The following is a 25077-nucleotide window of genomic DNA, read 5'->3' on the forward strand; positions in this document are numbered from 1 at the left end:
GGGGTGTGGTGTGTGTTTTTTTCGGGGGGGGGGCGGCGGTGGGGCCCCCCGAGGTTGGCCCCGGCCCGGCGCTCGGTGCCGGCGCGGGGGCGGCCACGGAGGGCCCGCCCCTACATGCTCAGAAAGGTGAGAAGATGAGAAAACTTTGGGCATTCACATTGATCGCAGCGATGACGGCATGCACATCAACGAAGACGACGGAACAGACAATGAACAACTCGGGTGACAACGAGCTCAAAAAGATTCACGACGCATACGTCGTTGAATTTCTGCGGCGCAACCCGACCGTCAACACCTACCTTGGAGGCGCAGGGCTCGATCCCTCGCTGCGTGATGTCGACGGCACATTGCGCGATCACTCTGCGGCGGCGCTTGAAGCTGAAGACCGCTGGCTCGCAGAAACGCAGAAGTCGTTCGAGAGCATCGACCCTAATACTCTTTCGGCAAACCTGCGAATAGACCGCGAAGTTGCGCTAGCTCAGATTCGGTTCCTGCTTCGTCAGCATCAAGCGCGCCGCTATCAGGAGCGCGCGCTTGACACCTACACCGATGAGCCGTTCCGCGCGATCGACTGGCAGTTGCAGGGGATGACTCAGACTGGCGAGAAGACTTATGGCACGGCGGACGAATGGTCGCTTGTTGCCAAACGCGTGAGCGCGATCCCTCGCTTTCTGGGCGTCGCAGAGGAACAGTTGCTGGCTGGAATCAAGTCAAACAACACGCCTGATTTCCGAATGCTCACCCGGAACGGCATAAACACTTCCGAAGCCGACGAGAAGTACTTTGACGCGACGTTGCCGAAGCTTGCCGAAGAAAGAATCGCCGGTACGCAGCGAGAAGAGTTACTGGCCCAAATTCGCAACGCCTCAAAAGAGGCGGCTGGAGCCTATCGAGCGTTGCGGGACTTCGTAGCGAAGACCTTCTTTGACGACGTGGCTACGGCGAAGGTCAAGCCGCAATTCGCCGGCGATCGATTCGCGATGGGTGAAGCCGAGTACGACTGGGCTCTCAAGAACAACTTCCGCATCGATAAGACCGCGGCTCAGCTCTACGAAGAGGCGTGGCCGATCGTCGAAGCGACGCAGAGAGAGATGATCGAACTCGCGCGTGAGATCGGAAAGTCGCACGGTTGGACTCTTCCCGCGGAAGGCTCGGCTGCGGTGCGCGCGATTTTGGATGAGTTGTCGAAGGACTATCCGAAGTCCGATGCCGAGATGGTTTCGTGGTACCGGGATGCCGCGTTTCGCCTGGTTGAATATGCGCGCAAGACCGGAATCTTCGACGTGCCCGCCGACTACAAGCTCGAGGTCGTCGAGACGCCTGCGCCGTTGCGAGCTTCAATCGATGGCGCAGCCTACTATCCTGCTCCTCCGTTTAAGACCACCGGTGTCGGCCGCTTCTACGTGACGCCTACGGACAACGACCTCGCCGCGTTGAAGTCGAACAATCGCTCCGCGCTTGCCGACCTGTCCGCGCACGAAGGCTTTCCGGGCCACGACTGGTATTACAAAGTCATGACTCAGTACAAAGCTCAAATCGGCGCCGTGCGATGGCTCACGCCGGGGGCGGTCGAAGACTCGTCGTCGATGTGGGAAGACTCGATGCCGTCAGAAGGATGGGCGCTTTATTCCGAGGCGTTGATGGCTGAGCCTCAGCCGGGCGCTCCGCAGGGTTTCTACACTCCGGAAGAAAGGCTGTATCAGTTGCAGGGCAAGCTCTACCGCGATCTGCGAGTTCGCGTAGACACGGGCATTCACACCGGCCGGATGAGCTACGACGACGCGGTCGATCTGTTCTCCCAGGTAGTCGATTTTCTTCCGGGCTCGTGCCGCGACGCCACGGCGACCGCGAAGGACGATAAGCGAGCGAGCTGCAAGTCGGCCGAGGGCGCGATCTTTCGCTATTCGAAGTGGCCGACTCAAGCGATCACCTATCGGCTGGGCAAAGACCAGATCTACGCGCTTCGAGAGGAAGCCGCAAAGCTTCTGGGAGATCGTTTCTCGGCCAAGACGTTTCATCTTCTTTTCATCAAGCAGGGAACAATCCCGGCCGGATACTTTCGCGATGAACTGCTGCGCGAGCTTCGTGAGTCGAAGTGAAGAAGGAATGCGTGAAACGTGATGCGTGACCGGATGAGGTCACCGAAGCGCGCATTCATGAGACTCTGTATGGTCACGCATCACGCATCACGCATCACGTTTCACGCATCACGTTTCACGCATCACGGATCACGCATCCTATGGGCATGCATTTCTCTTTCGGTCCGGCGCTTCCCGGCAACAAGCGGCCGACTCTCCAGGCGCGTTTCGCCGCGCTCGGCTACATCGCTCCATTGATCAAGCTCGTTTGGGAGACGCATCGCGGCTACACGATCGCGATGGCATTGCTGCGTCTGATGCGATCCGCCATTCCGGTCGCTACGCTTTGGGTCGCGAAGCTGATAATCGACACGGTGGTTGCTTCGCGTGAATCATCTCCGGATTTCGCGAGGCTTTGGAAACTCGTCGCTTTCGAAATCGTCATCATGACCACCGGCGATGTTCTTGCAAGAATGTCGTCGCTGGTTGAAAGTTTGCTGGGCGACCTGTTCTCAAACCATACAAGCGTGCGATTGATGGAGCATGCTGCCACGCTCGACCTTTCGCACTTCGAAGACCCGGCATTCTACGATCATCTCGAACGCGCGCGGCGGCAGACAACCGGCCGCATTGGGTTGCTGACCCAGCTTCTGACAATCGGGCAAGACGGCCTCACGTTGATATCGCTCGGCGCCGCGCTGATAGTGTACAGCCCCTGGCTTTTGCTGCTGCTTGCTATCGCAGTGCTGCCCAGCTTCTTTGGTGAGACTCACTTCGCTTCACTCGAGTATTCGATGCAGTTTCGCTGGACGCCCGAGCGCAGACAGCTCGACTATCTGCGTTATGTCGCAGCCAGCGACAAGACCGCGAAAGAGGTCCAACTCTTCGGGCTCTCTCACTGGCTGATAGAGCGGTTCCGCGCCCTCTCCGCGCGGTTTTATGACGAGAACAAAAAGCTTTCGATTCGCAAAGCGTACGTCAGCACGGCTCTGTCGTTGATAGGGACGCTTGGCTACTACAGCGCGTACGTAATCATACTGGCGCGTGCGGTGAACGGTGTGATCTCGATCGGCGAGCTGACCTTTATAGCGGGGTCGTTCGCGCGAAGTCGAGGATTGATCCAGGGACTGTTGATGGGCGCGGGCGGAATCTATCAACAGTGTCTCTACCTTAAGGACCTGTTCGATTTCTTTGATATGAAACCGTCGATCGCTTCTCCGCCCGGCGCGCCGCCGGTGCCGCGGCCCATCCGTGAAGGGTTCGTGTTCGAGGACATCGGCTTTCGCTATCCCGGGAGCGACGCGTGGGCGGTGCGGCATGTGAGCTTCACGTTGCGACCTGGTGAGCGCGTCGCGTTCGTGGGCGAAAACGGCGCCGGCAAGACCACGCTTACCAAGCTGCTCGCGCGGTTGTACGATCCAACCGAAGGGCGACTTTTGTTGGACGGGGTCGATCTTCGAGAGTATGACATTCATTCGGTGCGGCGCGCGATCGGGGTGATCTTTCAAGACTTCGTAAAGTACGATTTGCGTTTTGATGAGAACGTCGGCGTCGGCGAGATCGACGAAGTCCGCTCATATCTCGACCGGGCCAGCGCAAACGAAAAAGAACGCGACTCGATTGTAGCGGCTGACGGTAACGGCGAAGTGCCGGGCGCGATTGTTTCCGCCTCGGAGAAGTCGCAGGCCTCCTCGCTGCTGCCGCGATTCGCAAAAGGCTACAAACAGATGCTGGGCCGGCGTTTCGACGAGGGAGTCGAGCTTTCGGGCGGCGAATGGCAAAAGATTGCGCTTGCTCGCGCGTACATGCGCGACGCGCAGGTGCTGATTCTTGACGAGCCGACGGCTTCGCTTGATGCGCGAGCCGAGTACGAGGTCTTCATTCGGTTCTCGAAGCTGGTGGCGGGACGGATGGCGGTGATCATTTCGCACCGCTTCTCGACGGTTAGGATGGCTGACAGGATCATCGTTCTTCAGAACGGAACTGTCGTCGAAGACGGATCTCACGAAGACTTAGTCGCAGCGAGCGGGTTGTACGCCGAGCTGTTCGCGTTGCAAGCGGAAGGGTATCGATAGTGGGATGCACCGGGCTAACGCTGCGCGCGCGAGGGGGTTCGCTGAGTCAGGTGAGGAAGGAATTTGTTAAGCACCCGGTAGCCTAACAAGACCGCGACTGCCACGCCAAACAAGATTGGCTCTCGAGTATCCGCCTTCACAAGCATGTAGTAGTGAATCACGCCGCCGGCTGCTGACAGGTAAACAAGCCTGTGCAGCCGGTTCCATCGCTTGCCTCCCAGCCGCTTGATGCTCTTTTGAGTTGAAGTCAGCGCGAGGGGCACCAGCATCAGGAAGCTCGCCATGCCAACGGTGATGAAAGGGCGTTTGACGATGTCTTCGCCGATCGGCCCGAAGCCAAAAAACTTATCGAACCAAACGTAGGTCAGCAGGTGAACGCAGCCGTAGAAGAACGCGTACAGCCCGAGCAGCCGTCGGAACTTGATCATCCATGGAAGGCCGAGCGCTTTGCGGAGCGGCGTCACCGCAAGCGAGAGTATCAAGAACAACAGCGTCAGAGCGCCGGTCGTGCGAGTTGCGAATTCCGTCGGGTTTGCGCCGAGGCGGTGGTGATACCAGTCCCACCCGAGCAGCGAGAGCGGCACCGCGCTGCTGATGAAAATCACGAGTTGTGCGAAGCGAGTATCGACGGAGGACGGACGACGGGCGACCGATGACGGGACGGACGACCGACGACCGATGCCGGACGCAGGAGGGCGGACGACTGACGACGGACGACTGACGACCGACGACGGGGACTCGGGTCGGTTGTCTTGGTTATCCTCTGGTCGTCGGTCCGCGGTCATCGGTCGGTCTTTGGTCGTCTTCAGTAGTACTTCTTCAAATCCATCCCGCCGTAAAGCTGCGCGACCTGGTCACCGTAGCCGTTGAACATCAACGTGTCTCTCAAGCCGAACTCGCCGATGCGACGCTCGGCCTTTTGGCTCCAGCGCGGGTGGTCGCGGTTCGGATTCACATTCGAGTAGAAGCCGTACTCGCTCGGGCCCGCGATGTTCCAGGCCGTCGGTGGTTCATCTTCGACAAGCCTGATTCTCACGATCGACTTGAGTCCCTTGAAGCCATACTTCCACGGCACAACCAGTCTGAGCGGCGCGCCGTTTTGAGGCGGCAACGTTTCGCCGTACAGCCCGCTCGCGAGAATCGTCAGCGGGTGCATTGCTTCATCCAATCGCAGTCCTTCGATGTACGGCCAATCGAGAACGTCCGAGCTGAGGTTTGGCATCTGCTTCGGATCTGCGAGCGATTCAAAAGCGACGTACTTCGCTTGAGACAGCGGTTGCACTTCATCGAGCAGTTTCGCGAGCGGAAAGCCCACCCAGGGAATCACCATCGACCAGCGTTCGACGCAGCGATGACGATAGATGCGCTCTTCGGGCGGGCTGATCTTCAACAGATCGTCGATGTCAAAAACGCGCGGTTTGTTGACTAGACCTTCCACGGCCACCGTCCACGGACGAGTCACGAACCGTTTGGCCTTGCTCGCCACCTCGAGCTTGTCGGTCGAGAACTCGTAGAAGTTGTTGTAGTGGGTTATGTCTTCGTACGAGGTGTTTTTCTCATTGAGCGGAGGAGCCGTTTGCGGGGGCGCTTGGACATCGGCGATCTTTTCTCCCGCTTGAGTCTCTTCGCCGTGACTGGTGAAGTATCGATAGACAAGTCCGGTGGCGACTGCGCCGCCGGCAAGAGCTGCGCCGCGGATGAACATCCGGCGTTTTAGGTACAACTCCTTGCCGGTGATCTCGCTGCTCTTGATGTCGCCGGGTTTCTTGATCAACATAGTCTCAAAATTCTAGCACCGTGAACTGAACCTCGACGCAGGGGAATCTATCGCTAGTGACCAAAATCGCGTCCTCCAGCGCCGCAACGCTCGCGAACCTATCTTGCGAAAAGCGAAACTTCCGCTGCCAAACGCGCTGATAGCCTGTTCCAAGGCGCGAATCTGGTCACTGTCAATAATCGTCCTGCCATCAGATGCGATCGCCACGAACGCTCCCCGGTGCTTGCCTTCGAGATGCCTGCCAAACCTCTCGTAGAGTTCGTCGTCCTCATCGGCGCGCCGGCGTAGTTCTTCCTGTTTCATTTAGACGTCCTTGAACTGAGAGTTGTGACTAGAAGTTTGAACATCGCTTCTGCTGTTACCGATATCCCGATTCGGCTCGATTCTATTCCCAGCTTGAGGGTTCAGGACATGGGAGGCTACTCTTGACCGAAGTAGTCCGAATCAACTCTCTTTACCAACTTCAAAGACTGGAAATCAGGAATTGCCATAATTAAGAGCGGCGCGCATTTGCAAGATCGCTATGCTCCCTAGATTCCATTGGCGATCCTGGACCGGCAGCTCCGCCATTGGCGTCGGTCGTCTTGGTTGACGCAACGCGTTTCATCTTACCCAATTCGAGACACAACCTGCGCAACTGGGAGACTCGTTTCAGTCGAACTGTTACCGCCTCAGGCGACATATCAACTTTCATCTTGGCCACCCTTCAACCGCTCTATATCGTCCAAATCTTGACCGCTTCTACGGAACGACTTGAGTAAGATCAACCCCTCACGAGATACAACGAAAACACTCCCTTTGGGTGATGCCACTCTAATCCGATTGTTCCACGCGGCCGCAACCGCCGGTGTTACCAACAAGAAGTCGATCATCAGCAAATCGCCATCGCTCGGATCGATCTTGGACAATCGTCGAATCTCGATCGCGCCCTTGTGGAAGGTCATCGGTTGCGCCTCTATAGTATAACCGAGACTGCGCACGAGTGACTTAGCTTCTTCCAGGCTCTCGCCGAGTATGAGCAAGTCGATATCGACCGTGGCGCGCGGGAGTCCGTGAACGGCCATCGCGAGTCCGCCGCACACAGCGTAATCTATCCCTCGCTCATCAAGAGCCGAGACTATCGATTTGAATTCTTCATAGAGATCAAACATGTTCAGGTTTCAGGATCGAGGCCAATGCAGACCTTGAGCTGCCTGTTACGATGCAATTCTGCTGCCCGACAATGTCGCTCTCAGCAAGTCCGCTGGCTCGTCTAGCGCCAGGTCGGGCGAAGTCTGAAGCAATTGTTCGCGGCTCGAGCCGCCCCACAACGCCGCCGCCGTTCGCGTTCCCGCCGCCCGCCCCATCATTATGTCAGCCGGGCTGTCGCCGATGACAAGCGTCGATCGAGGATCAGCTCCAAGACCGGCCATCGCGCGAATCACGCCGTCGGGTTCCGGCTTAGGGCTCTCGACATCGTCGCCCCACACCGCGAGACTTATGAGCCGCCGCAGTCCAATCATGTCCAGTTCCAGCTCGCCCGCGCGACGAGGCTTGAGCGATACGATCCCGACGCTCGCTCCCTGCTCGTTCAGCGACGACAGCAACTCTTCAATACCCTGATAGGCGATCAAGTGATGGTGATGCGTTGCGTAGTAGTGCTCTTCGAAACTCGCGTACATCTCGTCGAGCAGCTCCGCACCGTAGCGTCTGAGCACGTCGTGAGGAGGCACGTTCCAGAAATCGCTAAACTCGACGTCGTTGGGCAGGACTCCAGTGTGTCGCTCGATCGAATGAAGAAACGCCGCGCGATACGCGGGCTCGGAGTAAGCAAGCGTTCCGTCGAAGTCAAAGAGGAAGCAATCGAAATCCATTGGGGTTGGGTTCAGGGTTCAGGGTTCAGGGTTCAGAGTTCAGAGTTCAGAGTTCAAGCTTTAGCTTGCAGGCCGCGAGTCAGCAACCTGAAGGTTGAACTCTGAACTCTGAACCCCGAACCCTCAACCGTGGGTCTGGTCCGTGCGCTCTTCGAACTCGCCCATCGTGCGGAACTTGTCGTAGCGCCGTGCGATGCGCTCCTCGCAACTGAGATCGCGCACCGACCGCAGCGCGTCCGAAAGAGACGCGTCCAGCAGACTGCCAGCTTCCTCGTGATTCATATGCGCGCCGCCCTCAGGCTCGGGGACGATCTTGTCGATCAATCCGAACTCGAGCAGGTCGGGCGCGGTCAATCGCAAAGCGTGGGCCGCTTCTTCTGCGTGTGCCTGATCGCGCCATAGTATCGCCGAGCAGGATTCGGGCGAGATCACCGAATAGATCGAGTTCTCGAGCATCAACACCCGATCACCCAGCCCGATTGCGAGCGCGCCGCCTGACCCGCCTTCTCCGGTGACGGTCACTATCACCGGCACGCGCAGCCTCGCCATCTCGCGGAGGTTGTAAGCGATGGCTTCAGCCTGACCGCGCTCTTCGGCGTCGATGCCGGGATAAGCGCCGGGCGTGTCGATCAAACAGAATATCGGGCGCTGAAATTTCTCGGCGAACTTCATCGCGCGCAGCGCCTTGCGATAGCCTTCGGGTTTAGGCATGCCAAAGTTGCGGTGCTGGCGCTGTTTAGTCGTGCGGCCCTTCTGATGCCCAATAACCACGCAAGGATCGCCGTGGAAGTGGGCGAAGCCGGTGATCATCGCCGGGTCGTCGCCGAAGCGGCGGTCGCCGTGTATCTCGAAGAAATCCGTGAACAGCAGCCCGACATAGTCGAGCGTGTAAGGACGATTCGGATGGCGCGCGAGCTTCACCCGGTCCCAGGCGTCGGGTGTCCCGGGCTCGGCAGTAAGATTGGCCGCGCCGGACTCCTTGAGTCGACGATGGATCTCGTCGAGCGAGCCGACCGGGTCCATCTCCTTCTTTCGCTCTACCATTTCAGTCTAGTTCAGGTTTAAGCTTTTTAGTTCAGAGTTCAAGCTTTAGCTTGCAGGCTGCGAGGCAGCAACCTGAAGGTTGAACTCTGAACGTTGAACTCTGAACCCTCGTCTGCTGTTCATCTGAGCTTCGAATCTTGACACTGCTCTAGCACGGTTGTTACATTGCGGGCGCGTCGCACCGCGCTATCAGGAGGTTCGGAGCTAATGGCGAGGTTCAATGGTATAGAAGTTCCCGCCGATGGTCAAAAGATTACGGTTGAGGGCATGAAGCTGAAGGTGCCCGACCGCCCCATCATTCCATTTATCGAGGGAGACGGCATCGGCCGCGACATCTGGCGCGCGTCGCAGCGAGTGTTCGACGCCGCAGTCGAGAAAGCTTACGGCGGCAGCCGCCGAATCGTCTGGTACGAGATATTTGCCGGCGAGAAGGCGTTCAAGATGTTCGGGGAGTGGCTGACCGATGACTCGGTCAAAGCGATCGCGGAGTTCGCCGTCGCAATCAAAGGCCCGCTGACCACTCCCGTGGGCGGAGGAATCCGCAGCTTGAACGTCACCCTTCGCCAGGTGTTGGACCTGTATGCTTGTGTGCGGCCGGTGCGCTATTTCACTGGAGTGCCCTCGCCGGTAAAGCATCCCGAAAACGTTGACGTGGTCATTTTTCGCGAGAACACCGAGGACGTCTACGCCGGCGTCGAGTTCGCTTCCCAAACCGAGCGCGCGCGAGAGATCATTTCGCTGTTGAACGACAAGTACGGATACAAGGTGCGGCCGGACAGTGGCATCGGCATCAAGCCCATCTCGCCGACGGGAACAAAGCGGCTCGTGCGGCGCGCGATTCAATACGCGCTCGACTTCGATAAGCCCTCGGTGACCCTGGTGCACAAAGGCAACATCATGAAGTTCACCGAGGGTGCGTTTCGCGATTGGGGCTACGATCTGGCGAAGGAAGAATTCAGGAACCAGATCGTCACCGAGCGCGAGACCTGGATATTGGAAAACCGCGAAAAGAATGCTTCGCTCACCGAAGAAGAGAACGCGAGGATGATCGAACCGGGCTTCGATCAGATGTCGGAGAAGCAGCGCGCGGCGGCAGTAGAGGAAGTCAAGAACACCCTAGGCGCGATTTGGTCGACGCACGGAAACGGCGAATGGCGAACGAAGCCGCTGATCAAGGACCGTATCGCCGACTCGATATTCCAGCAGATCCTGATCCGGCCGGACGAGTACTCGATTCTGGCCACACCGAACCTGAATGGAGACTATCTATCGGACGCGGCCGCTGCGCAGGTAGGCGGTCTGGGAATGGCTCCTGGGGCCAATATCGGGGATCGAGCCGCGGTATTCGAGGCGACTCATGGCACCGCGCCAAAGTACGCCGACAAGGACATGGTCAACCCTTCATCGGTCATATTGTCGGGCGGAATGATGTTCGAGCACATGGGCTGGCGCGAGGTGAGCGACCGGATCGTCGCTGCCCTGACGAAGACGATTCAGCAGAAGCGAGTGACCTACGATCTACATCGGCAGATGGAGGGCGCGACAAGGCTTAAGACGAGCGAGTTCGCGTCGGCGATCGTCGAGAATATGTAGAACGCGAGCATTCTCTGCTTGATCGCGATCGGCAAACTTAAACCAACAGGCTTTCAGGCTGGTGATGAGAGGCGGACCAGCGAACACCGGACACTGGTTCGCAATCATGGAAGACGCTACAAAGCAGAAGGTCGTCCCGGAGGATTGGGACGATTTCGTCAAGTTCATAAGCCAGCACCGCGATGATATAGCCCACGGTAGATATGACCTTCGAATCGAAAGGGATTGGGCGAGGGATCTCACCGGCGAAGACCAGCTGCTACTGATCGAGCACTGCCCAAGCTCGCGCCTTACCATTGCGTCGGCAACGAAATCAGTTGAAGTTTTGGACCGCCTCGCGCGCGATTCTTCAAGCGATGTCCGGGAAGAGGTAGCCGACAACTCGCGAACCCCTGCAAGCACGCTCGATACTCTCTCGAGAGATTCAGTTCATGCCGTTCGCATGGCTGTGGCTGAGAGCGCAAATGTGTCGGAGGAGAATCTGGAGAGACTTGCGAGCGACCCGGCCAATTACGTGCGATGGGGCGTTGCTCACAACGAGAAAACACGATCAAGCGTATTGGAGATGCTGGTCAAAGATCCTGACTCTTACGTGAGCGACGAAGCGAAGAAGAACCCTAACGCTCCGAAGAGAGGCATTTGGTCTCGCCTGTTCGGGACACGTTAATGCCTGAACAGTTCGGGCCGGTTACAGGGAGGGTTAACAGGTTTAACAGGGCGCATTGACAAACCATAGCTGCTCAAATAGACTTTCCCCGGCCTCGAATTGTAGTGATAGATGTTGCCCAGCCGTTCACGGTTGAACTTGCCGAGTTTACCGCGTGACTGGAGCAACAAAGTCCGGATTCTTCGGTTGTACCCGTGTTTGCCGAAGCGACGCTTACGACCGGAACGTTGAGTGGCAACACGGCAACACTCGATCTGATCAACCCTCTGGCGCGCGTTAACGGATTCATCGGTCGCGATAACGATTTCGCGCCCTTTTACTTCGAAGCGCCCCAGGATTTAGGAAAGACGATACGAGACGGCATTGCCAACGGCACCATCCAGGAACTGTTCATGGTGCTGCGGCTTCCGACAACCACTCCTTTTCCGGGCGTCAGCAACATCCCGCCGCTGATCGGCCTGGACGGTAGCGGATCGGCCACCGGCCTTCCGAACGATGTGCCGATTTTCGGCTTCTCGTATCTCTCAACTAATGGTGTCACCTTTAATAAGGTGGTGAACTTCAACTTCATGTTCTCGCTGATTCTCTCCGGCCCTGTGAACATCCCGGGGGAATGAAGCGCTCGGAAAACGTTAGTAAGGTTCGAGTGAGCTGACCTTACGACCAGAAGCGGAGTTCCTTAGAACCTGTCGCGCTAAAGGCCAACACTTTTAGCCAACGGCAATAAGTTTAGCGGGCGAATGTAACAAATTCGCCCGCTTTTCTTCTATAGCGGTGACGAATCGCTTTCTTGCCGAGCCGCCTGGTTCTCGACTTATGACCAATGGAGCACTCGCCTGGCATTTTGGAGTGTAACCTATTGCCTTAGTCGAACGTGTTATCGTCAACGGGAGGCGAACACGATGGAACCAGGCAATTATCAGAACGATGTCATTGTTATCGGCGGCGGCGTCGCCGGGCTCGCCACGGCAACTTACATCGTGCGGCAAGGCAAAAGCGTTCGCTTGCTGGAACAGTCGCACGCGCTCGGCGGCCGCGCGCAGACCAAACAGCAAGAGGGATTTTATTTGAACATCGGGCCGCACGCGCTTTACCGGGGCGGGCGAGGCATCGAAGTCCTCCGCGAACTCGGTGTCGAGCCTCGCGGGAGAGTGCCTTCGGTTTCGGGCGCGTTCGCCGTCAAGGCCGGCGTGAAACACACTTTTCCAGCGGGCGCCGTATCGTTGCTCACGACAAGTTTGTTCGGGCTTTCGGCGAAGCTTGAAGCCGCGCGCTTGCTGGCATCGATCGGCAAGATCGATGGCAATCGGTTCATGGGCATCAGCGTGCGCGAGTGGCTCGACCGGAACGTCTCACACCGAGAGGTCAAGGATTTCGTGCTTGCAGCGTTCCGCGTCGCGACTTACACAAATGCGCCGGAACTCATGAGCGCGGGCGCGGCGATCGACCAGTTGAAGAAGGCTCAGGACAAGAGCGTCCTTTACCTCGACGGTGGATGGCAGACGCTCGTCGACGGCTTGCGCGAAGCCGCTGTGCGCTCAGGAGTCATCATCGAAACCGAAGCCAGGGTCGATGTTGTCACTCGCGACGCTACCGGCGCCGTGGACAGAGTGCGGCTCGCGGACGGCCGCGCGCTGAAAACTCCAATTGTTGTGATCGCGTCGAGTCCTTCGGTCGCTGCTTCGCTTGTGGAAAACGCCGACCGAACATCGATGGCGCGATGGGCCGATCAAGCCGTTCCAGTAAGAGCTGCGTGTCTCGACGTAGGGCTCAGCCGTTTGCCTATACCGAAGGCGACGTTCGCGCTTGGCATCGATCGCCCGCTCTATCTGTCCGTGCATTCGGCAGTGGCGCGGCTTGCACCCGACGGATGCGCGCTGATTCAGGTAGCCATGTATTTGCCGCCGGATCACGCCGACTCGAAAGAATCAGTCGAGCGTGAGCTAGAAGGCTTGCTTGATTTGGTGCAGCCCCTTGCACGTCGCTCACTTCAGGACTGGGCCTTCCTCGCGTGCCGTCGCGACCCGCTAACGGCATCGCGTTGCGATTAACCTCAGCCGCGACTTGCTTCGCCGAAGAAGACGACAGGGCTATATCGGTCCGTGGCTTCCGTCGCCGGTTCCGACGGACGAGGAGAGTCCGGCATCTTACGAGCCTCCTGCTCCAAGCGCGGACTCGCCCGCGGCGCGGTATGACTTGAAGGAAAGCATCTCGTTTGCTTTCTTACTGGCTCTCGAGGCGCTCACTCCAACCCAGCGGGCGGTGCTACTGCTACGGGATGTCTTTGACTACTCGACAAGCGAGACTGCCGAGGCGCTCGACAAGACGGAAGCGAATGTGAAGGTTCTGTTGCTGCGCGCTCGGCGCAAGATGCGCGAGTATGACGGCGGTCGAGTTGATCTGAGCCCTGCGCGACAGGACGCGACCCGCCGCGCGTTGGAACAGTTTCTGTTATACCTGGGCGCGCGCGACGCCGCGGGACTCGAGCGCCTGCTAGCCGAGGACGTCATTAGCCTCTCTGATGGCGGCGGCGAGGTTAGCGCCGCGCGTCAGCCGGTTCGCGGGCGAGACAAAGTGCTGCGGCTGATCCTCGGCCTTGCAGCGAAAAGCATTGCCGAACCACACGTCGAAGTTCGTGTGCTGAATGGCCTTCCGGCAATGCTTGTTGAGGACGTTCGCTCGATCACGACCGCTGCCACTCGCTACACAATTCACATCGAGGTTGGGGACGACGGACGCATTCGCGGTTTGCACGCCGTGGTGGCGCCAGGCAAACTGACCGCAGTGAAATGACGAGTCGGGCCTCGACGCCTGCGAACAGCATGGCCGACTCGTTCCTCGCTCCCCTCATCTGTTCAAAAGGAGATCCATTGCGACAAAGAGAATTTGGAACTAACCTTATGTTTCCGGATTTGAATGAACGGCAGCGGAGGCCGAAACAAGGAGCAGTGATGTTATGAGGCGAAACCGACTAAACGTGTTGATTGCGATCATCGCAGTAATCCAGTTTGCTGCATCAGGCGTTGCCCAGCAGCCTGGCAAGCAGGAGCCACCGGCGCGGCCTCGTCAAGCGCGGCCGTCAACGAAGCCCCCGGCCGACCCCGTTGAAACGCCCGACACCGCGCCGCAGGCTCACGAGCCGGACGAAGCGATGCGCCGCGCGCTAACGAGTCTTTCCACTCAGCTGGGTTTGCTCACCGACGAACTGCAAATGATGAGGCGCGAAACCGAGCGCAATTCGGCGATGATGGAGTTGCTACTCAACGAAGATCGGCTGGCGAAATTGGAAGACAAGATCCAGGATGCGGCCGATCGCAAGGCTCAGTTGGATGCGCGCGAGCAGGAGCTTGGGCGGCGCATGCGAAACATCCAGGGAGAGTTATTGTTGCGCGGCGGCCTGCGTCGAGACGAGGCCGAGGCTGCCATACGCAGTGAGCTTCAGCGCGTGCTCGACGACGTTCACAATCAGCAAGCGGGCTATCAGCAACGCGTGGCCGATCTGAACGAACAGGCTGCGCGGCTCCGCGCCCGCGTTGAAAAACTGCGCCGGAAGGTGGAGCTATTGGACCGGAAGAGTGAGAAGGAAGAAAAGTGACAAAAGGCTTCAGCAGGAAAAAATATTAGCCGCCGATGACTCTCATCATCGGCGGCTTTATGAGTTCTAACGTAGAGCCACGCCCCCTTGTGCCTCTACACTCGAACTTTGTACTGTCTGTCGCTTCTCTCAGTATTGCTGAAAGCTTCGATGCTGTCACAGTGGCCTGCTCGCCGTGTGACTTTGCTTTGAATGGAAGGCAGGGCCCCCGTCCTCCCTTCCATCCGCCGCATCAGTTCCGCATCCTGCAGTTGCTCTGAGCAGAAGAGGTTTCCATATCAAACTGTCGAATTGCTAGAACCGGGTGCTGGTTGAGCAATGATTGTGCCAGCAGACCGGACGAGTTCATCGCGAAGACGTGATCCGCCTTTTGATTTCTCGATTAGCGCTCGAGCCTTCAGACGGAACTTTAGTAACTGGCAACATCGCTCCTGCTTTTGACTGACAAATTTCGGTAGCCGCGACTCCCAAAATGCGTCACCGGACATTTGGACAGATGCCCCAAAGCTGGATCAGTTCGGGGCACGGCCTTGAAAATCATCGCCGGCGATTGCAACAGGTCTCGCGATTTGGCACGAGGCCGGTGACAATGCGCGTACCATAAACTTCAGTGTGTGCGGCTCACAATAAAGTCTAGCTACCCCAGCTTCCAGTTGCGGCTTGCGATGCTTAACCGGATAATGACGGCTCGGTCTTTTTGATGACTAGAAACGAGAGGAGCAACCATGAGCAGTTCCGATACCGAGCGCTTTGTTAGTAACTGGAACCGTATACACAAAGAGACATCGCGCGTACTAAGAGCCGCGCCCGACGACAAACTCGAGTGGAGGCCCAAGGAAAACATGTTCACCTTGCGCGAGTTGATTGGCCACATACCGCAGGCGGAACTGGTTCTGGCGCGGTCGGCGCTTGCGGGTTCCACCCAGAAGCCGCCGTTTGATTTTTCAAATCGCAGCGGAAGTGAGATCGCCGGCATGTTCGATAGTCAACACGATGAACTGGTCAGCGAAGTGTCGAAGCTGACTGCTGAGCAGTTGAAAGAAGAGGTCGAGTTCCACGGCAGAACTCTGCGCCGTGGCGTGCTGTTGTGGTTCCTGACCGAGCATGAGATTCATCACCGCGGCCAGTTGTTTACGTATTACCGGCTTGCGGACATCGAGCCGCCGAACTTGCATGAGTGAAACCGCGAAGAAATCCGGACGGGGAGACGGGGCGGCGAGGCGACCGGGCCAGCCGGAGCGCGCCACCGCGCGATTCGATAGGGTCTTTGAGAGAATCTACCGGCTGGTGCTGCGAATTCCGCGCGGGCGGGTGATGACCTACGGCCAGATCGCGCGCTTGCTTGAAGAGCGCTACAGCCCGAGGCTTGTTGGGTGGGCAATGCACGCGACTCCGCGCGATGAGCGCAACATCCCCTGGCATCGCGTCATCAATTCGCGTGGAGCTATCTCGACTGGCCGGGTCATCCTGCACGAGCCTGACCTTCAACGCTTGATGCTCGAAGCGGAAGGCGTTGTGTTCGACGCGCGCGGTCACTGTGATTTGAGCATTTATCTGTGGTCGCCACGGCAAAGAGCGGCGAGAGCCAGGCTCAAGGCAATGCGAAAAAGTAGACCTGGCGCGCGCGGAAAAGCGGCGGTTCAAGCGAGCGCCGTTCGGAAGACCACAAGGACGAATAAGAAAAAGGGTCGTACAAGAGAAAGATAGGACTAATGGAACTCACTCCTGAGACACTGCGGCTGATACGTGAGAAGTTTGAGACCAATCACTTTCCGCGATCACTGGGAATCGAGCTCGATTCGATCGGGGCGGGAAGAGCCCGGTTGAGCCTAGAGGTCAAGCAGCAGCACTTGCAGCTTGCCGGCATAATGCACGGCGGCGCGATCGCGACGTTGATCGACACCGCGGTGGCATTCGCGATAGTCGGCGCGTCCGAACCCAACGCCCGCTTCACGACGATCGAAATGAAAGTGAACTACCTGAGCGCAATTCGCGAAGGCCGAATCGTCGCCGACGCGAGGTTGATCCGTGACGGCCGTCGAATCGTCGTCGCCGAATGCGACCTCTTCGATTCGAAGGGGCAACTCGCAGCGAAAGGCCTGGTGACTTATATGCGGCTTAGCGAAAGGAAGTAGCATAGCCTTTAGTCTGTGCGCGTCGTTCAGAACTGAGCTCTCGAAGATACAGGCTAAAGTCATGCTACGTTGCTTTCGCCGCCAACTGGCGATGGCTACAATAGCTGAGTGGCGGGTGCGCTGCGGCCCGCCAATACTTTATTATGGGCCAACGCAGCTTCGAGGATCCGCAAGGTCGTTATGACTCCGCTTCGCAAGCTCCTAAGCTACTTCGTGCCGTACCGGCGAATGCTAGTGTTCGGCATATCGTGCGTCTTCATGACGAATGTCTTCAAACTCATCACGCCTGGTTTTGTGGGCGATGCGATGGATGCCGTGAAGACCGGGATCGATGCGTTGAGCGCAGGGAATACCTTGGACCCGGGTATGCACGCGGTGGTCGAACAAGGCGCGCGGGCGAATCTACTCGAATTAAGCGGGTTGATCGTGCTGGCCACGGTTGCGCAGGGCATTTTTCTGTTCACCCAGCGGCGCGTGCTGATAAATATGTCGCGGGACGTCGAGTACGACTTGCGTAACGATTTCTACGCGCATCTCCAAAAGCTCCCGTTCGAGTTTTATCAAACGCATCGAACAGGCGATTTGATGGCGCGCGCGACAAATGATCTTTCAGCGGTGCGAATGATAGTCGGCCCCGCGCTGATGTACTCGATGAACACGCTATTCGCGATGATACTCATCGTGCCGCGGATGGCGTCGATAAGCTGGCGGCTCACGCTGCTGGCTTTCCTCTCGATGCCGCTGGTGGCCGCGGCGACCAATTACTTCTCGAAGCGGATACACGACCGGTTCGAAAAAGTGCAGGAGTACTTTGGCACGGTGTCCAACCGCGCGCAGGAATCGTTCGCGGGCGTGCGGGTGATCCGCGCTTACACGCAAGAGCAAGCCGAGATAGAGAGCTTCAAGCAGGTGAACCGCGAGTTCGTCAATCGCAATCTGAAGCTCATTCGTTTGTCGGGAATTTTTCATCCCATACTCCAACTCTTCATCGGGCTCGCCTTCATCGCGGTGCTGTGGTACGGCGGAAGCCTCGTCATCAGCGGCGCGATGAGAATTGGGCAGTTCGTGCAATTCACGTTGTATCTCGGCTTGCTGGTCTGGCCGATGATCGCGCTCGGCTGGGTTATCAACATATTCCAGCGCGGCATGGCTTCGATGGGACGCATGCACCACATCATGTCGATCGAGCCTGCGATCCGCGATACCGGAAATGCGTCCGGCGCCGAAGCAATCGAGGGCGGAATCGAGTTTCGCGACCTGACGTTCACCTACGGCGAGGCGGGTGAGCCCGCATTGAAAGGCGTCAATCTTAACATCGAGCCCGGTCAAACGGTCGCTTTCGTCGGAGCGGTTGGATCCGGCAAGTCGACAATGATGAATCTAGTCACCCGGCTCTTGGACGCCGAGCCGGGACAAGTGCTGATCGACGGGCGCCCGATCCGCGAGATACCGCTCGGAGTATTGCGCGCGTCGATAGGCTATGTGCCGCAGGAGACGTTCCTGTTCAGCGAAACCATATCCGAGAACATCGCCTTCGGAGTCGATAATGCCATGCCGGAAGAGATCGAGCGCGGGGCAACTGAAGCCGGAATCGCGGAGGACATACTGGAGTTCCCTGAAGGATTCGCCACGCTTGTGGGCGAGCGCGGCATAACGCTTTCAGGCGGACAGAAGCAGCGAACGGCGATTGCTCGGGCGTTGATACGCCGGCCGCGGATTCTAATTTTGGATGACGCGCTGTCGTCAGTGGACACTTACACCGAGGAAAAGATACTCGGACATCTTCGCCGGATCATGCGCGGGCGCACGAGCCTGATCGTGTCGCATCGAGTCTCGACGGTTAAGGACGCGGATTTGATCGTGGTGCTCGAAGACGGACGCATAGCCGAACGCGGCACGCACGATTCGTTGATCGCGCGGGGCGGGCTTTATGCTGAGTTGTATGAGAAGCAGTTGCTGGAAGAAGAGCTGGCGGCGAGTTAATCCGCCGTTATTGTGAACCGAGCCATGCACAAGAGAAAGCACACGGATGCGATTCCGGATCGCTAGAGCGATGACTACGCTCGAAAAGGGAGAACGTATGGGGACATTCTATACGCGATGCAAAGTTGAGAACATTGTTGATCGCACGAAATCTGCGATTATTCCCAAGCTGTTGGTAGACACCGGCAGCGATTACACCTGGATTCCGGCGGCTGCTCTTGTAAAGCTCGACATCGACCGAGAGAAAAAAGACGTGACGTTTGTGATGGCCAACGGTCAGCAGATTACTCGCAGCGTCGGCTTTGCAATCATTCGACTGGACAAGGTCTTCACAGTTGACGAAGTTGTATTCGCCGAAAAAGGCGATCTGGCGATTCTGGGAGCCAGGACGCTCGAGGGGCTTAATCTCGCTGTAGACTCAAAACGTAAGAAGCTCGTCGTTGCGGGACCTTATCTTGCCGCGACATCAACTGGCCGGGTGCCGATTTCTCTATTGGTTCTTCGTCGAAAAAGTTCTTAGGCTTTCTTAGAGATGGCTGACCATCACGAAGAAGAAGTATTAGGCAAGGCCTACGACGCGCGGCTGATGCGCAGGCTGCTCAAGTACCTGTGGCCGTATAAGTGGCACGCCCTCACGTCGCTGGTGCTTACCATTCTTAGCGCGCCGCTGGTGCTCGCAGGGGCGCCGCTTACCAAGGCTGCCATTGATCTCTTTCTAGATCACCCTCCGAAAGATCAGTCGCAAGTCACAGGCTTTGCCGCCACGATCGTAAAAACGGCTCACTGGTTGGGATATGACACTGCGCGCTGGTTTGGAGACGGGGCGAATCGTTACGAAGGACTCGCGTTCATAGCCATTCTCTTTCTCGTCGCAAATCTTGCCGCGTTCGCGGTTCAATACACCCAGGCCATCGTGATGCAGACGATGGGGCAGTACATAATGTACGACCTGCGCAAACAGATCTTCGCGCACCTGCAGAAGCTGTCCGTGCAGTTCTACGATCGCAACCCTGTTGGCCGGCTGATGACCCGGCTCACAACCGACGTCGATGCGCTCAACGAGATGTTCACTGCCGGGGTTATCGCGATCTTCGGGGATGTCGCGATGATCTTCTACATCGTCATCTGGATGTTCGAGGTCAACTGGCAATTGGCTCTGGTCTCGTTTGCGATCCTGCCATTGCTTGCAGTGCTGACTACCTGGTTCCGGCTGGGCGCGCGCTCGTCATTCCGCGAAGTCCGAGTTAGGATCGCGCGTATCAACGCATTTCTGCAGGAGCACATCACCGGAATGCCCGTCGTCCAGTTGTTCAACCGCGAAGAAAAAGAGATGCGCAAGTTCGACGGCATCAATCAGGCGCATCGCAAAGCGAACATCGATACGATCTACTACTACGCTATTTTTTATCCGGCGGTTGAGATCGTCGGAGCGCTCGGCATAGCGCTGATTATCTGGTACGGCGGCGGACAGGTGATTCGCGGGGTCGCGACGATCGGCACGCTTGTGGCCTTCATCCAGCTCGCCCGGTCGTTCTACGAACCGATCTCCGACATCAGCGAGAAGTACAACATCCTGCAATCGGCGATGGCTTCATCGGAGCGGATCTTCAAGCTGCTCGACGAGCCGGTGACAATTGCCTCGCCCGAAAAGCCGGTCCGGATCGGCCGCGCGAGTGGCCGGATAGAATTCCGCAATGTCTGGTTCGCTTATAAAGACGAAGATTGGATTCTGAAAGACGTTTCGTTCACCGTCGAACCGGGCGAGCGTGTCGCGTTCGTGGGCCACACCGGAGCGGGCAAGACTACGATCACTAACCTGCTGCTGAGGTTTTATGACATTCAGCGCGGGCAGATACTGCTGGACGGCGTGGATGTGCGCGAGTTGGATCTTCAAGAGCTGCGCGCGAACTTCAGCATAGTTCTTCAGGATGTGTTTCTGTTTTCCGGGGACATCGCCACGAACATCCGGTTGGGCAACCGCTCGATAACGGACGATGGGCTGCGCGATGCGGCTCGCCAGGTTCACGCCGACACTTTCATACGGAGACTGCCCGAAGGATACGGCGCTGAACTGCGCGAGAGAGGGGCCGGGCTTTCCGTCGGCCAGAAGCAGCTCATCAGCTTCGCGCGCGCACTTGCGTTCGATCCTCGCGTGCTGATCCTGGACGAAGCGACAAGCTCGATAGATACCGAGACGGAACTCCTTATCCGCGACGCGGTCGAGAGATTGATGGAGGGCCGCACATCGCTTGTGGTCGCGCATCGGCTTTCTACGATTCAATCGGTGGACAAGATCATCGTGATGCACAAAGGCGAGATACGCGAGACGGGCACGCATCAGGATTTGCTGGCGCAGCGCGGTCTCTACTGGCGGCTTTATCAGTTGCAGTTCTATCAGGACTACAAGCGGACGTTCGCCGAGAGCGTGGCGGATGATTGAGATTGGTTCCAGAGCATTGTGACAGGCCGCCCCAGTCAGGGACCCATCTTTTTACCCACAGTTTCGGAACTTGTGTTTCATATGGAATACAACCTGTTTTTCTGTCTTTTCTATCTCGATTATGTCGAACGGTCTAGAGATCTTGCCTGTTACTATACACCGTTTGCCGGGTGCAAACGCCTTTACGAAAACCTCAAGCGAACTTTCAGTTTCCACGAGTTCTTGGATTGAGATTTCGTAGCCACCGCTAGGTTGAGACCCCTGGAACACAGCTACGATTGTCCTACGGGTAAAATCAATTTCCGGCAAGGGCGGTTTTTCACCTGTGTTAGAGAAAATCTTCTCCCAGAGACTTTGCCATTCAGTCTGGGTTTTTATCACGTAATTCTGCGCCTCCGCGTGACCGCTATCCGCGAGTTTCAGCACACCCAGAAAACAGATGGTGTCCGCTTCTGCCAGAGTTGGAGTAAGTGAGAGGGCCAGGCAAAGCAGTATTGTCGGAGCGCGGAACAATGTGTCGAGTGATTTCAAACCCGCGCCAGCCTTCGCGCGGTCTGAACCGGTTGAGATCGACTGAGCTGCGGCCAAGTTTGCAAAGTGCTTCATGATGATACCTCCGAACTCTTGATTCTCTCGGGTCGCGTCTTACTTAGGAGTTAATGTAACGCACGCGAAAACGGGATGACACTATTTCGAGATCTTGGTTAAGGTAACGCACACACTATCAATATGGTATCTACGGTGTGGGTTCTGTTGTTTCACAACTTCAGTTCCCCGGATGCCGATGACTACATACAGCACATCGCTTTTCTTTGATTTCACTTTGAAGGTGTAGTTCTTGTGCAGCCATCCCCAATAGCCGCTTGTCGTTTCCTCTTGATAAGCGGGAACCAAATCGTCCGCTGTTTCGGGACGCCTTCTCAACACGCCGGTTATGATCGTGAATCTGGGATTGCTGCCTCTATCCCCGGAGTTAAAACCGTACTCAACGGTTACCTTATACTTGCTTCCGCGCTCTACTAAGAACGGCCGCTCAATCCAGATTTTTCCTTTCTGATTCACGTTGTTTATATCGAACTCTACTGCTGACGCTCCGTCTTCTGCGCCGAGCGCGAACGGCTGGATACGTGCAATGGACCAATCAATCGAGGAACTGCCGAAATCTAAGTCAGTCGCATTCGGCATCCATCCCTCCATATCATTCTCGAAGGAGAAGAATTCAGTCCCTTGGGGTTTCTTGGTAAGGCTAATGTGAACGTCGTCAATATAGTATGTCTTGCGCACTTCCCAATCTCCCCAGATGCCGATGACAACGTGTAGCATGCCCTGTTCGTCTGACCGCACGGCGAATTCATACGTCTTACGGAACCATCCGTATCCTGATTCGGAATCCGGTTTTCGAGTCGAATCCTTGAACGCAGGACCTAGATCGACTCTTGTCCTGGGGCTTTTTGCTAAAACCCCTGTTATCACAGTAAAAGACGACGCTACGTCCGTCGACGGCTCATTAGAGGCAAGAGCATATTCCACATCGACATGATAAATCTGGTTAGGCTCTACTGCGAAAGCCTTTTCGATCCAGATCTTTTCTGCGCCATTGGAATTAGCCAGGAAGAATTCTACCGATGTGCTACCCTTCTTGGCCTGATCCTGGCTTCGGGTAACCGACCATGCCAAGGGAGGGGCTCCCCATACGTCAGTCGCGTTCACGGACCACCCTTCAAAGTCATTTTCAAAGGAATATGACTCGGTTATTTCCAGTTGGACAGGGCTGGCACCGGTGGCTAGTACGCTCGGTGAAAACAGCAGAGCAATTAACAGGTAAACGACGCGCTTCATGATTAACCTCCCTTACTCTCACAAGTGGATCGACCGGCGCTACCGTGGAATACCCGGCAGCGCCGGTTGAACATGACTAACGAAATGGTAACTCCTTTACATTCTAAGGGACACTACTTGAGAAGGCAGCTCCCCCAACGAGTGTGCCATTGTGGATATCGGCGCAGTCCCTCGCATTCTGCCTGTCGAATCTCCACAGCCCCTTGGTGTCCACAACACCAGTCAATTTGTGCTGAGTCGCGAAACCGGCGGTGTAGATGGCCCTGGCCGTTACCCTCACCTCATCAATCAACCCGTTGAGGAAATACGTCCCTTCCGGTGACACACCAATCTTAAGATTGCTCGTTCCTGCTTGAGGTGCATATGTCACTGAAACAGGCGGAGCATCAGACATACCCTGAACATAGATCTTCAACTGGCTACCATCGAACACGCCTGCAACATGGTACCAGGTGCCGATTGTGAGAACTGTGCTGCTCGTGATGAAGCTATATTCAACGGCGTTCTTGAAGGTGAAAAACCTCACCTTGCCGCTAGGCATCACTCGAAGCCCATAGCCGCCGTCATTTGTGCCCGCGCCAGCCGAAGGGTTGTACCTCTCGACTATGGCCTGCCGAACGGTGTTGCCGTTCAGCTTGACCCAGGCTTCTACAGTGACCGGCCCGGTTATATCCAGCGACACCCCTAGACCGGCATTAGGTACGTCGACGTATGCACTCGTTCCGTTCAGCGACAAAGAATAGTAGGTTGGAGCGGGCCAGGACAGCGGCGTGAAGAGTAGCTTGTTTGTTGTGTTCGGACCCGGATTACCCACTACGGGATTGCCTAGGCTGGTAATGACGTCACTAACAGTTGACGGACATGCTGTTGGGTCCGTTTGCAAGTAGCGTGCAACAGCGCCCGCTACGTGAGGAGAGGAGGCCGATGTGGCGCCGAACTCAGGGTCTGCTCCTGTATCGCTGAAGGGTGATGCGCCGGGAGTTTTTACGCCGGGGGCGAAAAGGTCAAGGACAGAGCCGAAGTTGGAAAACGATGCACGCTGATCTGAGACTGGATCAGCACCGGGCGTATCGTTACCCGTCGCACCGACAGTTATTGCCTGTGTGACCCTCGCTGGCGAGACAGGCAGGAGATCTAGATTAACGTTAGAATTCTTGGCGGCGACCACATGGGTTACACCGCCAGCAATGGATCTCCTAACTGCCTTGTCGAGAGCTTGAGAGGGCCCACTGTCCTGTGTGGTTCCGACGCTTTGGTTGGCTACCGCGGGCCCCATATGGCTGGGGTTATTGGTGTGGTCATTCGTCACCCAATCGATTCCCGCTATCCAATTTGAATTGACACAGTTGAAAAAAGAGTCGCAGACGCGAACATTGTAGATCGTTACGCTTTTGGCGACACCATACGTGTTTCCACCGAGGATACTAGCCACTGATGTGCCGTGCCCGGCGCCATCGGTTCCGTTTCCTATGCAGTTGCCATTGCCGTCTCTAACAGTACAATCGGCACCAAGCGAAGCGCGCCCACCAAAATCGTTGTGGCTAATTCGAACTCCCGTATCAATGACGTAGGCATTCACGCCCATGCCCGTTTCGCTATAAGTGTATGTCTGATCAAGCGGAAAGGCGGCAAGGGAGCCGCTTTGGTCTATACGATCAAGACCCCACGGCGGGTTGGTTTGCGTGGTCCCGACCGTAGCTACACCATCCTCTTCTATGAACTCAACTCGCGGATCCAAGCTGAGGGCAATGGCTGCCCCCTCGGACATCCGTGCCGAAAACCCTCTGAGGGCGTAGCGATAGATATGTCCGATGCTTCCGCCGGTGGTACGAAGCATTTCGTCCGCTCGCGAGGCGACGTCGGAGCTGGGAAGGTCGTCGTTGAGGACGACAATATATTGATTGGGAATCGGTCTCCCGATTCTGTGGAACTTAGCGGTCGCCGATTGACCTTGGGCGCGAACCCCGGTCGTTGATATCGACGACATCATCAGCAATG

General features: G+C 57.0%; 22 protein-coding genes. 14 read left to right on the top strand and 8 right to left on the bottom strand.

Features of this window, described 5'->3' with window-relative positions; translation table 11 throughout:
- Together AABO57_10975 and AABO57_10980 are read left to right on the top strand one after the other, a co-directional pair.
- Positions 1-2099 (top strand): DUF885 domain-containing protein (locus AABO57_10975; protein MEK6286254.1); only part of this gene is annotated, 2099 nt, incomplete at its 5' end.
- 140 nt (positions 2100-2239) lie between these two features.
- Positions 2240-4153 (top strand): ABC transporter ATP-binding protein, encoded by a 1914-nt coding sequence (locus AABO57_10980; protein MEK6286255.1) that lies wholly within the window; start codon positions 2240-2242, stop codon positions 4151-4153.
- 14 nt (positions 4154-4167) lie between these two features.
- On the opposite strand, the gene AABO57_10985 is transcribed toward AABO57_10980, so the two are convergent.
- The 5 genes from AABO57_10985 to AABO57_11005 all read right to left on the bottom strand — a co-directional run bounded on the left by AABO57_10985 (position 4168) and on the right by AABO57_11005 (position 8827).
- The gene (locus AABO57_10985) at positions 4168-4758 is read right to left on the bottom strand and encodes a protein-methionine-sulfoxide reductase heme-binding subunit MsrQ (protein ID MEK6286256.1); all 591 of its coding nucleotides are present in this window, start codon (positions 4756-4758) and stop codon (positions 4168-4170) included.
- Positions 4759-4958: 200 nt separating this feature from the next.
- On the bottom strand, positions 4959-5930 hold the full coding sequence (gene msrP, locus AABO57_10990; protein MEK6286257.1) for a protein-methionine-sulfoxide reductase catalytic subunit MsrP: 972 nt from the start codon (positions 5928-5930) through the stop codon (positions 4959-4961).
- Positions 5931-6613: 683 nt separating this feature from the next.
- Complete coding sequence (locus AABO57_10995) at positions 6614-7081, bottom strand: hypothetical protein (protein ID MEK6286258.1); 468 nt, start codon at positions 7079-7081, stop codon at positions 6614-6616.
- Positions 7082-7126: 45 nt separating this feature from the next.
- Entirely contained in the window at positions 7127-7783 is a 657-nt protein-coding gene (locus AABO57_11000) for an HAD-IA family hydrolase (protein MEK6286259.1), read from the bottom strand.
- A gap of 123 nt (positions 7784-7906) precedes the next feature.
- Positions 7907-8827 carry an acetyl-CoA carboxylase carboxyltransferase subunit alpha gene (locus AABO57_11005; protein MEK6286260.1) on the bottom strand — a complete coding sequence of 307 codons (921 nt, stop codon included), beginning with the start codon at positions 8825-8827 and terminating at the stop codon, positions 7907-7909.
- A gap of 207 nt (positions 8828-9034) precedes the next feature.
- Between AABO57_11005 and AABO57_11010 the strand changes: the two genes are divergently transcribed.
- From AABO57_11010 to AABO57_11065, 12 genes are all read left to right on the top strand, one after another.
- On the top strand, positions 9035-10420 hold the full coding sequence (locus AABO57_11010; protein ID MEK6286261.1) for an NADP-dependent isocitrate dehydrogenase: 1386 nt from the start codon (positions 9035-9037) through the stop codon (positions 10418-10420).
- A 106-nt stretch (positions 10421-10526) separates the two neighbouring features.
- Complete coding sequence (locus AABO57_11015; protein ID MEK6286262.1) at positions 10527-11087, top strand: hypothetical protein; 561 nt, start codon at positions 10527-10529, stop codon at positions 11085-11087.
- Between the two features lie 194 nt (positions 11088-11281).
- Positions 11282-11704: a hypothetical protein gene (locus AABO57_11020; protein MEK6286263.1), complete on the top strand. Its 423-nt coding sequence runs from the start codon at positions 11282-11284 to the stop codon at positions 11702-11704.
- Between the two features lie 285 nt (positions 11705-11989).
- Complete coding sequence (locus AABO57_11025) at positions 11990-13138, top strand: FAD-dependent oxidoreductase (GenBank protein ID MEK6286264.1); 1149 nt, start codon at positions 11990-11992, stop codon at positions 13136-13138.
- 13 nt (positions 13139-13151) lie between these two features.
- Positions 13152-13880 carry a sigma factor-like helix-turn-helix DNA-binding protein gene (locus AABO57_11030; GenBank protein MEK6286265.1) on the top strand — a complete coding sequence of 243 codons (729 nt, stop codon included), beginning with the start codon at positions 13152-13154 and terminating at the stop codon, positions 13878-13880.
- Between the two features lie 163 nt (positions 13881-14043).
- The gene (locus tag AABO57_11035; GenBank protein MEK6286266.1) at positions 14044-14682 is read left to right on the top strand and encodes a hypothetical protein; all 639 of its coding nucleotides are present in this window, start codon (positions 14044-14046) and stop codon (positions 14680-14682) included.
- 725 nt (positions 14683-15407) lie between these two features.
- Entirely contained in the window at positions 15408-15863 is a 456-nt protein-coding gene (locus AABO57_11040) for a DinB family protein (GenBank protein ID MEK6286267.1), read from the top strand.
- Positions 15856-16389, top strand: coding sequence for an MGMT family protein (locus AABO57_11045; protein MEK6286268.1), 534 nt, complete (start codon positions 15856-15858; stop codon positions 16387-16389). The genes AABO57_11040 and AABO57_11045 overlap by 8 nt, the downstream gene beginning before the upstream one ends.
- 5 nt (positions 16390-16394) lie before the next feature.
- Positions 16395-16817 (top strand): PaaI family thioesterase, encoded by a 423-nt coding sequence (locus AABO57_11050; protein MEK6286269.1) that lies wholly within the window; start codon positions 16395-16397, stop codon positions 16815-16817.
- 180 nt (positions 16818-16997) lie between these two features.
- Positions 16998-18800: an ABC transporter ATP-binding protein gene (locus AABO57_11055; GenBank protein MEK6286270.1), complete on the top strand. Its 1803-nt coding sequence runs from the start codon at positions 16998-17000 to the stop codon at positions 18798-18800.
- Between the two features lie 97 nt (positions 18801-18897).
- Positions 18898-19320: a retroviral-like aspartic protease family protein gene (locus AABO57_11060; GenBank protein MEK6286271.1), complete on the top strand. Its 423-nt coding sequence runs from the start codon at positions 18898-18900 to the stop codon at positions 19318-19320.
- Positions 19321-19332: 12 nt separating this feature from the next.
- Positions 19333-21240 (top strand): ABC transporter ATP-binding protein, encoded by a 1908-nt coding sequence (locus AABO57_11065; GenBank protein ID MEK6286272.1) that lies wholly within the window; start codon positions 19333-19335, stop codon positions 21238-21240.
- 51 nt (positions 21241-21291) lie between these two features.
- Here the strand turns inward: AABO57_11065 and AABO57_11070 are convergent, their stop codons facing one another.
- The 3 genes from AABO57_11070 to AABO57_11080 all read right to left on the bottom strand — a co-directional run bounded on the left by AABO57_11070 (position 21292) and on the right by AABO57_11080 (position 25069).
- Positions 21292-21846 (bottom strand): protease complex subunit PrcB family protein, encoded by a 555-nt coding sequence (locus AABO57_11070; GenBank protein ID MEK6286273.1) that lies wholly within the window; start codon positions 21844-21846, stop codon positions 21292-21294.
- Between the two features lie 81 nt (positions 21847-21927).
- Positions 21928-23079, bottom strand: a complete 1152-nt coding sequence (locus tag AABO57_11075) for a hypothetical protein (GenBank protein MEK6286274.1) — start codon at positions 23077-23079, stop codon at positions 21928-21930.
- A gap of 103 nt (positions 23080-23182) precedes the next feature.
- Positions 23183-25069, bottom strand: coding sequence for a LamG-like jellyroll fold domain-containing protein (locus AABO57_11080; GenBank protein MEK6286275.1), 1887 nt, complete (start codon positions 25067-25069; stop codon positions 23183-23185).
- Between the last annotated feature and the right edge of the window lie 8 nt (positions 25070-25077).

The organism is Acidobacteriota bacterium, from assembly GCA_038040445.1.
GTDB lineage: Bacteria > Acidobacteriota > Blastocatellia > UBA7656 > UBA7656 > Onstottus_A > Onstottus_A frigus.